The organism is Bradyrhizobium sp., assembly GCF_050014615.1.
GTDB lineage: Bacteria > Pseudomonadota > Alphaproteobacteria > Rhizobiales > Xanthobacteraceae > Bradyrhizobium.
In genome coordinates this window covers 1-8139 of record NZ_JBEKCZ010000240.1, presented here as the reverse complement: position 1 = coordinate 8139, position 8139 = coordinate 1, and the positions used below count along the sequence as shown (strand labels likewise).

Below are 8139 nucleotides of genomic sequence, written 5' to 3'. Positions count from 1 at the left end.
CTATTAAAGGTCACCCCACAAGGACAGCGCATCATCGTGTTCGGCTTCTGCGATGGCATCTTCTCCTGGCGTTCCCACATCGCATACTTCCGCGCCGTCCAATCCTGTTGATGGCGCCATGCCGCGAAATCTGCATCGGTGCGGTTCGATAGGAAGATCGCCCATGCCGCTTCAAATTCGGCGCGGGCCTGGGCGAAGGTTGCCGCCGCACCATCGGTGCGCTCCCGAGGGTGGCACCCCGGATAGAAGCCGCACAGCCAGCCCCATGGTTCCTCATCGAACGGGATGCCAACCCGCTTCGCAATCGTGCCGACGCGGACGTCGCCATAATAGACGTGCCAGCACTCGTCTGGGGCTTCGGGATCGCGGCGTCTGGTGAGGGTGGGCATGCCCCCATGATCGCGCCGACCGGGCTGGGAGTGAAGCCGCTGGATGTTGGGGCGTCGGTGGTGGGGCGCGCTATGGCGGTGAGGGCGTGGAATGGGTTCCAGTGATATCGCCAACGCCCTGAACAGCCCGCGAACAAATTCCCCGTATTTTCCCCACCTCGAAGGCTCAGGTTTGCGCTTTGTTCTGCCGGATAGCGTCGTCGAAAAGTTGCGGCCAGCTCTTGGGGGAGAGCTGGCCGCGCGCGATCCGGTCTGGGACGGGGAGGGGTGGGGATGTGACCGGGTCGCGTGTCTCCGTTATCTCGTTATGTGTCAGTGATCGCGGGCGCTGGCGGTGGCCGGCGCGGGTCGGTTGTCGCCGAGCGAAACCCACACATTCTGGTCTCGCTGCGACTGTCGCTTGACGAAGCGATATCCGGTCTCGGTCCAGGCCACGACGTTTTCGTTCTGGTTGTCGAGAATGAACTCGCCCTTGTCGGTCTTGACGGTCAGCACCGCGTGGCCTTCGCCCTGCTTGTCACGCACCACCGTGATCAGGAGAGCCTCGCGCGGCCATCCGGCGTCGATCAGCAGTTTGCGCTTCAACAGCACGTAATCCTCGCAGTCGCCGTAGCCGTCGGTGGGGATCGACCACTTCTCGATCACGCCCCAATGCTCCATGTCGGTCATCGGTTTGACGGTTTCGTTGACCCAGTGGTTGACCCGCAGCAGATCCCGCCAGGCCGCCTGCGTCATCACGATGTCGCGCGGTTCCGACGCACCGCCATGGCACTCGCCGGGACTCTCAGTACAGAACTCAACCCAGCCAATCGGCGCGCGGGTGGTGTCTCCCAGGCTTGCATAAAGCACGCGTTCATCGGCGGCCTGCGCCGACGCGCTCAATCCGACCAGAACGGCGACGACCGCCAATCCCTTCCCCTGTCCTCTGAACCCAAACATTGTGGCCCCCGTTTCTTGTTGGGACCACGTTTCGCACAAAGGTTTTGCGCCGCCGCTAAGTAAGCCAAGTACAATTGAGACGAATACAAGTAAAAATTGGAGATAGTTCGATCTATACTTATAGAAAATTAGATTAGAATTTTAAACAACGGCAATTGATTCAAATTTTACGCGTTAACGCGCCACGGCCCGTGATTGCGGCGGTTGCGGTGGCAAAAGGCCATCCGCGTTAACGCAACCGTTGCGGGTGCCAAACCGCCGACGGCGGCGTCGGATACCGCGGACGCCACCGTCAAGCGTTGGAAAAATCGGGATTCGCAGGCCGCGGCGGTTTACCGCGCGGTAACGTTGTTGCCGATGAGGCAGACCTTGGCAACGCGGGAAGTCCGGTGCATGCATGCCCGGACCACGGCGAGGTGATCATGCGATCCGTTATCTGGAGCTTTCCGACGGTCCTGTGCCTGATGAGCGGTATTCCGGCGCTCGCCCAGGATCAGGTCCGCGTCAATCCGACCGATCCGCAGCCGACCTGCACGATGTGCCCCGGGACTTACATTCCATCAAGCGAGATTGAGGGCTACGCGAACAAGGCGCTGGCGGAGAAGCTGCTCGACCAGCAAATGCGGGATATCGACATCGGCAAGGCGCATATCGGGATCGGCAGGGTCCACCGCGGCAGGCTGGACAGACCGGCGCCTGACTCCGTCGCCGAACACGATCAGATCAGCGAAGTCTATCATGTGCTGTCCGGCGCAGCGACGTTGGTGCTCGGCCCCGATATCGTCAACCGGCAGCGGCGCCCGGCGACCCTACGTACGGTGGTCGAGTTCAACGGTCCCGGAAATAACGGTTCGGAGGTGCGGGGCGGCATCGCCTATGACATCAAGGCCGGCGATGTCGTCGTGATACCGGCCGGCACCGGTCATTGGTTTACCCGGATCGAGGATCACATCGACTATCTGATGGTGCGGATCGACCCCGACAAAGTGACGCCGCTCAAAAGCGAAGCGCAATCGCAGGAATATTTGTCGAAGCCGGCGCCGCGCGGCGAGTGATCGGCAGGGTGCCCTGGTTTACCGCGCGGTAACGCTGTCTTCGAGCGTCTCGGCCAGCTGCGGATGAACGAATTCGAGCGCAAAGCCTTCCTCGAGTTTTCGCACCACCCGGGCCTGGACCTTGCCGAGCAGAACTAGAGATTTCAGCGGCGGGCGGTTTTCCGCGGCGATCGCGGCGCCGGACAGCGACATGTCGATAATCCGGCAGGTCATCTTGGTGCCGTCCTCGAGCGTGAGCAGCGCAATCGGGTTGCGCGGAACGATGCGGTCGTGGCGGCGGTCTTCCGGCAGGTTGAGAATGTCGCGGTTGGCGAGCCAGGTCAGTTGCGCCGCCAGCTTGTCGCGCTTGCGCGCGGTCGCGCCCACGCTCATGGCAAAGCCGTTGTCGATAATGCGGGTGATCTTGCCCTCGACCCGGCCGATATGGTCGAGATAGGCGATCACGCGATCGCCGACATTGCCGATCCCGGGCGCCAGCAGGGCCAGTCCACCCGGCGACATATTGATGATCTGGCAAGGAAATTCACGTCGGTCCGGCAGCATATAGCGGCCGAGCAGATGAACCTTGACCCGTTGAAAACGCCGCCGCTCTTCGGCGGCCGGAAGGATCGATTTCTTGTGCGCTAACGCCATCTTGGCCACCCGACAACCGGCTTTTCGGTGTCGCCTGACCCTACGGCCGACAAGGTTAATGAGCCGTTAGCAATGGTTGCATGAAGGGTGGGCATTCACGTTATGCGGGGCTGGGGCCGCGCGCGGGGCGAGGCCGGCCCGGAATGGATCGAGGCGTTCTTGGCGAAGCCGCTTCGCGGTCACTTCACATGAAAGCGAAGACGGGCCGTCTTGCTCCCGCCCCGGGGCATGTCCTAGGTTCGCGCGCCAACCTGACCGTCCAGGCGTCCGTCGCAGCGGAATTCCAACCAGAAACAGCATGGCACGGTGGTGATACCAGGCCAGCAATAACAAAAACACCGAGGAAATCCCCATGACCACACGCCGTGATTTTCTTAAAGCCGGCACCGCGACGCTCGCCACGGGCGTTGTTTTCTGCAGCTGCGGTCTTCTGCAAAGCGCGCACGGCCAGCAGCCGGCACGCCAGAAACTGCCTGTCATGGTCGGCGGAAAGCGGATCAAGTCGATCGACGTGCATGCCCATTGCCACTTCCACGAAGCCGGCGCGCTGCTCGGTGCCGAAGCCGACAGCGTCATGCAGGTGCCGGTCAACGGCGCCGACGAAGCTTTCATTGCGATCGACAAGCGACTCGCCGTCATGGACGCGCAGGCCGTCGATATGGAGGTGCTGTCGATCAATCCCTTCTGGTACAACCGCGATCGCGATCTGGCCGCTGCGATCGTGAAGATCCAGAACGAAAAGCTGGCGGAGCTGTGCGCTTCAAAGCCCGACCGGTTCGCGGCCTTCGCCTCGCTCACGCTGCAGGCGCCTGATCTGGCCGTGCGCGAACTCGAGATCGCGGTGAAGCAGCAGGGATTGAAGGGCGCTGCGATCGGCGGCGTGGTGGACGGGGTCGAATTCTCCGATCCGAAATTCCATCCGGTGTGGGCCAAGGCGGAAGAGCTCGGCGTGCCCTTGTTCATCCATCCGGCAGCGATACCCGAGCTCAAGAAGCGATTGTCCGGCAATGGCTGGCTCACCAATACCATCGGCAATCCGCTGGAGACCACGATCGCGCTCTCGCACCTTATTTTCGAGGGGACGTTTGATCGCTTTCCCGGGCTGAAAGTGATCGCGGCGCATGGTGGCGGCTACTTGCCGTCCTACGCCGACCGGTCGGATCATCCCTGCCTGGTCGGCCCCAAGGGCTGCAACCCCGATATCACGCTGAAGAAAGCGCCGACGGAATATCTCAAGCAGATCTATTTCGATTCCCTGATCTTCACGCCCGAGGCGATCCGCCATCTGGTGGCCCAGGTCGGCGCCGGTCAGGTGGTGCTGGGCAGCGATTATCCCTATCCCTGGCAGCTACACCCGGTAGACCATATTTTCGCGTCGACATCGCTTAGCGACGATCAAAAGGCCGATATCATCGGCCGCACCGCGGCGAAGCTGTTCAATTTCGAGATGTGACGCTGGGCCAAGGGCTGGCGAATGAGCGCGGGGCAGCGCTGCTCGCCGGTTGCGCCTCCCTTGGTTTCGGCTTTAAATGGCGTCAGCCTGCGGTTTCCATGGAGACGCCGCTATGAAAACCAGGAAACGTGACCCGTCGCCGACAGGCAAGGGCACCCTCGTCGGTGTCCGCCTTCAGCCGGCGGACCTTAAAGCGCTGGACCGCTGGATAAAGCGGGGTGGAAAGCATCAAACCCATCCGCAGGCCGTTCGCGAGCTCGTCAGAAACGGGCTCGCTATCGCTGAAATCACCTGGGGGGCTGCCAGCAACAGATCACCCCACGCCATCGAACTGGCGGGATCAAAAATCGATCTTCTGCTGAATCCGGGCAACGATTGAACTGAAGGATTGTGCCGCAACAGCTCTCTATGGTTCTATCTCCATGCTTCCTCTATCAATGACCGGCTTGCGGGGACACAAGCCCAAAGCAACGAGATCAGAACGATCTAGTAGAGTGACATGAATGTCTGCAAGCAATCGGATTGAAGCCGCATCCGTCAAGGCAAACAGCTCTTCGGCTTTCCTCATTTCAATCTATACCGCGACCGTTTTTCTCAGTGCCGCATTGCTGTTTGCGGTGCAGCCCATGTTCACGAAAATGGTGCTGCCGCGATTTGGCGGATCGGCATCGGTATGGTCCGTGGCCATGGTGTTCTTTCAAGGCATCCTGCTATTGGGTTACGCCTATGCCGACATGCTGACCCGCTTTGTCCGTGGTCAGCTCGCTTTGCTGATCCATCTCGCGGTCATGCTGGGGGGCGCGGTCTTTCTGCCGCTTGCGATTGCGCAAGGCTGGGGATCGCCGCCAGCCGACCGCGAGCAATTGTTTTTGCTTGGCCTGTTCGGTGCTTCCATTGGCTTTCCCTTCTTCGCGCTGGCCGCCAACGGGCCGCTGCTGCAGGCGTGGTTCGCCCGCTCCGGTCTCGGACAGGCCGAAAATCCCTATTTCCTCTATGCAGCGAGCAATACCGGAAGCCTTCTGGCGCTATTTGCCTATCCGTTCGTGGCGGAACCGTTTTCGACGCTGAGCTTCCAGGGCAGCCTCTGGCGCACCGGCTATTATCTGCTGATCGCGCTGATCGCCGCATGTGGGGCTTTGGTGTTCTTTCGCCGCGATGGCGAGGCCATTTTGTCGCGCGCGCAGTCGACCGAAGCCGCCCCGGCGTTTGGTCGCATGGTCTACTGGGTGGCGCTCGCCTTCGTGCCGTCAGCGCTGATGATCGCGGCGACAACGCACATCACGACCGATATAGCTGCCGCACCGTTTCTCTGGGTGCTTCCTCTCTCGCTTTACCTGATCAGTTTCATTCTGGTGTTCAGCCAGCGCACGTTTATCCGGCAAGCGACCTGGATCAAGCTTCAGCCGTTCTTGCTGGCGTTGATCGTCCTGACGCTGGCGCTCGATATCCGTACCTGGCTGACCGTCGATGTCGCGCTCCATTTGCTGACATTCTTCGTGACGGCGATGATATGCCACGGACTGATGGCCGCTACGCGTCCGCAGGCAGCCTATCTGACGCGGTTCTATTTCTGCATGTCGCTTGGCGGCGTGCTCGGTGGCATTTTTTCAGGCTTGATCGCTCCCCGGATCTTTTCGTGGATCGCGGAATACCCGCTGCTGGTGGTTGCGGCGGCGTTGGCGCGGCCGGGGCTGGTCTGGCCGACGGCAAAGGAAGCCAGGCTCATTGTGGCGTTTGTCGCCATCGTTGGTGTCGTCACGCTGCCCGGGTTGCACGAAAGTATTTCGGTTGTTCCACCCTATAGCTGGATTGTTTGGGGCGCCGTGGTGATTTTGGTCGCGTGCGCCGTCGCATTCCGCGAGTGGCCGTTGCGGCTGGCCGTATTGTTTGCCGCTGTCTTCGCCATCACCCGGGTCTATCCGCCGAATGTCAGGCACCTCGAAACCGTGCGCAGTTTTTTTGGCGTCCACAAGATCGAGGTGACGGCGGACGGCCGCTTCCGCGTGTTGCGCCATGGCATGGAATTGCATGGCGCGCAGCGACTGACCACGGATGACGGCAAGCCGGTCACCGGGCGTCCGGAATTGTCCACCTATTACCACCCGGATTCACCGATCGCCGAAGCGATCGACGCCGTGCAGGACAAGAAGAACGGGCCCATTCGCGCCGCCGTCATTGGTCTTGGTGCCGGCTCGATTGCCTGCCTCATGAAGCCCGACGACCATCTCGATTATTATGAAATCGACGCTGACGTGATCCGCATCGCCCGCGATGCCAACCGCTTCAGCTTTCTGCGGGATTGCAAACCGGACGCGAAAATCGTGCTGGGAGACGCACGTCTGACGATCGCCGACGCCAAGGACGCCCGCTATGATGTGATCGTCGTGGATGCCTTTTCATCGGATTCGATACCGGTGCACTTGCTGACGCGGGAGGCCTTGCGAATTTATCTGTCGCGTCTCAATCCCGGCGGGATCATCATCACTCACATTTCCAACAATCATCTCGATCTGACCGGTGTGGTGACCGAGACGGCCGCAAGTGAAAAGCTGATCGCCAGGCTCTATGACGAAGACGAAACCGAGGGTGGCGATCCCATGATCAAGTTTTCGACCGTCATGGTCCTGGCGCGGAACGACGATGATTTTGGTCTCTTGAAGGACTGGGAATTACAGAAACCGGAGCCGGGTGAATCTCCCTGGAGTGACGATTTCTCCAACCTGCTGGGGCCACTCGTTGCCAAGTTTCGGGAAGACGACTGAGGTTGCAGGCGCGGGCGTCTGACCGAAGGGCAGGCCGCGCGGTCAGCGCAAGCCTTCATAGACCATGAAGCCGCGCGCGATCGCCAGTTTCCGCAAGGCGCGCGGAACCAGGCGCTGCGGCGGGTGGGCGAGATAGCGCCACGATGTCAGCCTGAAGTCGCGCAGTAGGCTGGCTTCGCTTTCGAACGGGGCGAGCAGTCCGGTCAGGCTCAACGGCGTATGCGCGCGGGTGTTGAACGGCAGCAGCAGCAGTTCCAGATGCGCCAGCGAGCCATCCTGCGCGGTTGCGGTGATGCCGGCGACGGCGGCCAGCATTTCTTCGGCGACCACGCCGACGATCTCCTCGATCTCGCGGCGGCACTCCGGCACAAACAGCGCCGAAAAGCTCCGATCCTTCTGATCGCAGCCGAGCAGGGCGCAGACCCTGGTGCCGGCGACCCGAAACGGATAGCCGGCGGCGCTGTCATAGGACAGCACGAAGATATCGCCGAGCAGTTCGCGCACCGCGCCGGGCTCGATCTCGCTGCGGTCGGGCGCGCGCGCATCGCCGCGCTTCTGGTCCCAATAAGCGAAAAATTCGCGGCTTGACGGGTGTTTCATATCTGAGCCTTGCCCCAGCGCCGGGCGGGGCAGGACACATCTGTCCCGCTTTCGCGCACGCGCATTCCCTGGAATGTTTTGCAAGACTGGCTTTGCAGCGTCTATGCCGCAGGCGTGTTTGCGGGCCGCCGGCGGCGTCTTTGCGTCGTTAACGTTAAGTTAACTATGCGGTTTCCGCTTCCCGCGGGACTGCTATGGTCCGCGCATTCGATCTCTCGCGGGGTTTTCTCCAGGATCCGGCGAGATTGGTACACAGGTGGCGTCAGACAGATTTGGTCATCGCGCGGGGAGGGGTGGGGATGTGTCAC

At 61.2% G+C, this 8139-nt stretch carries 8 protein-coding genes; 4 read left to right on the top strand and 4 right to left on the bottom strand.

All coding sequences use genetic code 11. From position 1 onward, the window contains the following. A partial coding sequence (locus ABR948_RS26350) for a hypothetical protein (RefSeq protein ID WP_428123585.1) occupies window positions 1–389 on the bottom strand: 389 nt, incomplete at its 3' end. Between the two features lie 312 nt (window positions 390–701). Beyond that, on the bottom strand, window positions 702–1328 hold the full coding sequence (locus ABR948_RS26345) for a transglutaminase-like cysteine peptidase (RefSeq protein ID WP_428123583.1): 627 nt from the start codon (window positions 1326–1328) through the stop codon (window positions 702–704). Between the two features lie 422 nt (window positions 1329–1750). On the opposite strand from ABR948_RS26345, the gene ABR948_RS26340 reads away from it, so the two are divergent. Further along, window positions 1751–2383 (top strand): cupin domain-containing protein, encoded by a 633-nt coding sequence (locus ABR948_RS26340; RefSeq protein WP_428123581.1) that lies wholly within the window; start codon window positions 1751–1753, stop codon window positions 2381–2383. Window positions 2384–2401: 18 nt separating this feature from the next. Here ABR948_RS26340 and ABR948_RS26335 read toward each other — a convergent pair whose 3' ends face one another. Further along, window positions 2402–3016, bottom strand: a complete 615-nt coding sequence (locus ABR948_RS26335) for a PilZ domain-containing protein (protein WP_428123579.1) — start codon at window positions 3014–3016, stop codon at window positions 2402–2404. 352 nt (window positions 3017–3368) lie between these two features. On the opposite strand from ABR948_RS26335, the gene ABR948_RS26330 reads away from it, so the two are divergent. The 3 genes from ABR948_RS26330 (at window position 3369) to ABR948_RS26320 (ending at window position 7231) form a co-directional block, all read left to right on the top strand. Further along, window positions 3369–4469: an amidohydrolase family protein gene (locus tag ABR948_RS26330; RefSeq protein ID WP_428123577.1), complete on the top strand. Its 1101-nt coding sequence runs from the start codon at window positions 3369–3371 to the stop codon at window positions 4467–4469. A gap of 112 nt (window positions 4470–4581) precedes the next feature. Next, a complete protein-coding gene (locus ABR948_RS26325; RefSeq protein ID WP_428123575.1) occupies window positions 4582–4848 on the top strand; it encodes a ribbon-helix-helix domain-containing protein in 267 nt (88 codons plus the stop codon). A 124-nt stretch (window positions 4849–4972) separates the two neighbouring features. Continuing rightward, window positions 4973–7231 (top strand): fused MFS/spermidine synthase, encoded by a 2259-nt coding sequence (locus tag ABR948_RS26320; RefSeq protein WP_428123573.1) that lies wholly within the window; start codon window positions 4973–4975, stop codon window positions 7229–7231. 42 nt (window positions 7232–7273) lie between these two features. On the opposite strand, the gene ABR948_RS26315 is transcribed toward ABR948_RS26320, so the two are convergent. Beyond that, window positions 7274–7831 carry a PAS domain-containing protein gene (locus tag ABR948_RS26315; protein ID WP_428123571.1) on the bottom strand — a complete coding sequence of 186 codons (558 nt, stop codon included), beginning with the start codon at window positions 7829–7831 and terminating at the stop codon, window positions 7274–7276. Between the last annotated feature and the right edge of the window lie 308 nt (window positions 7832–8139).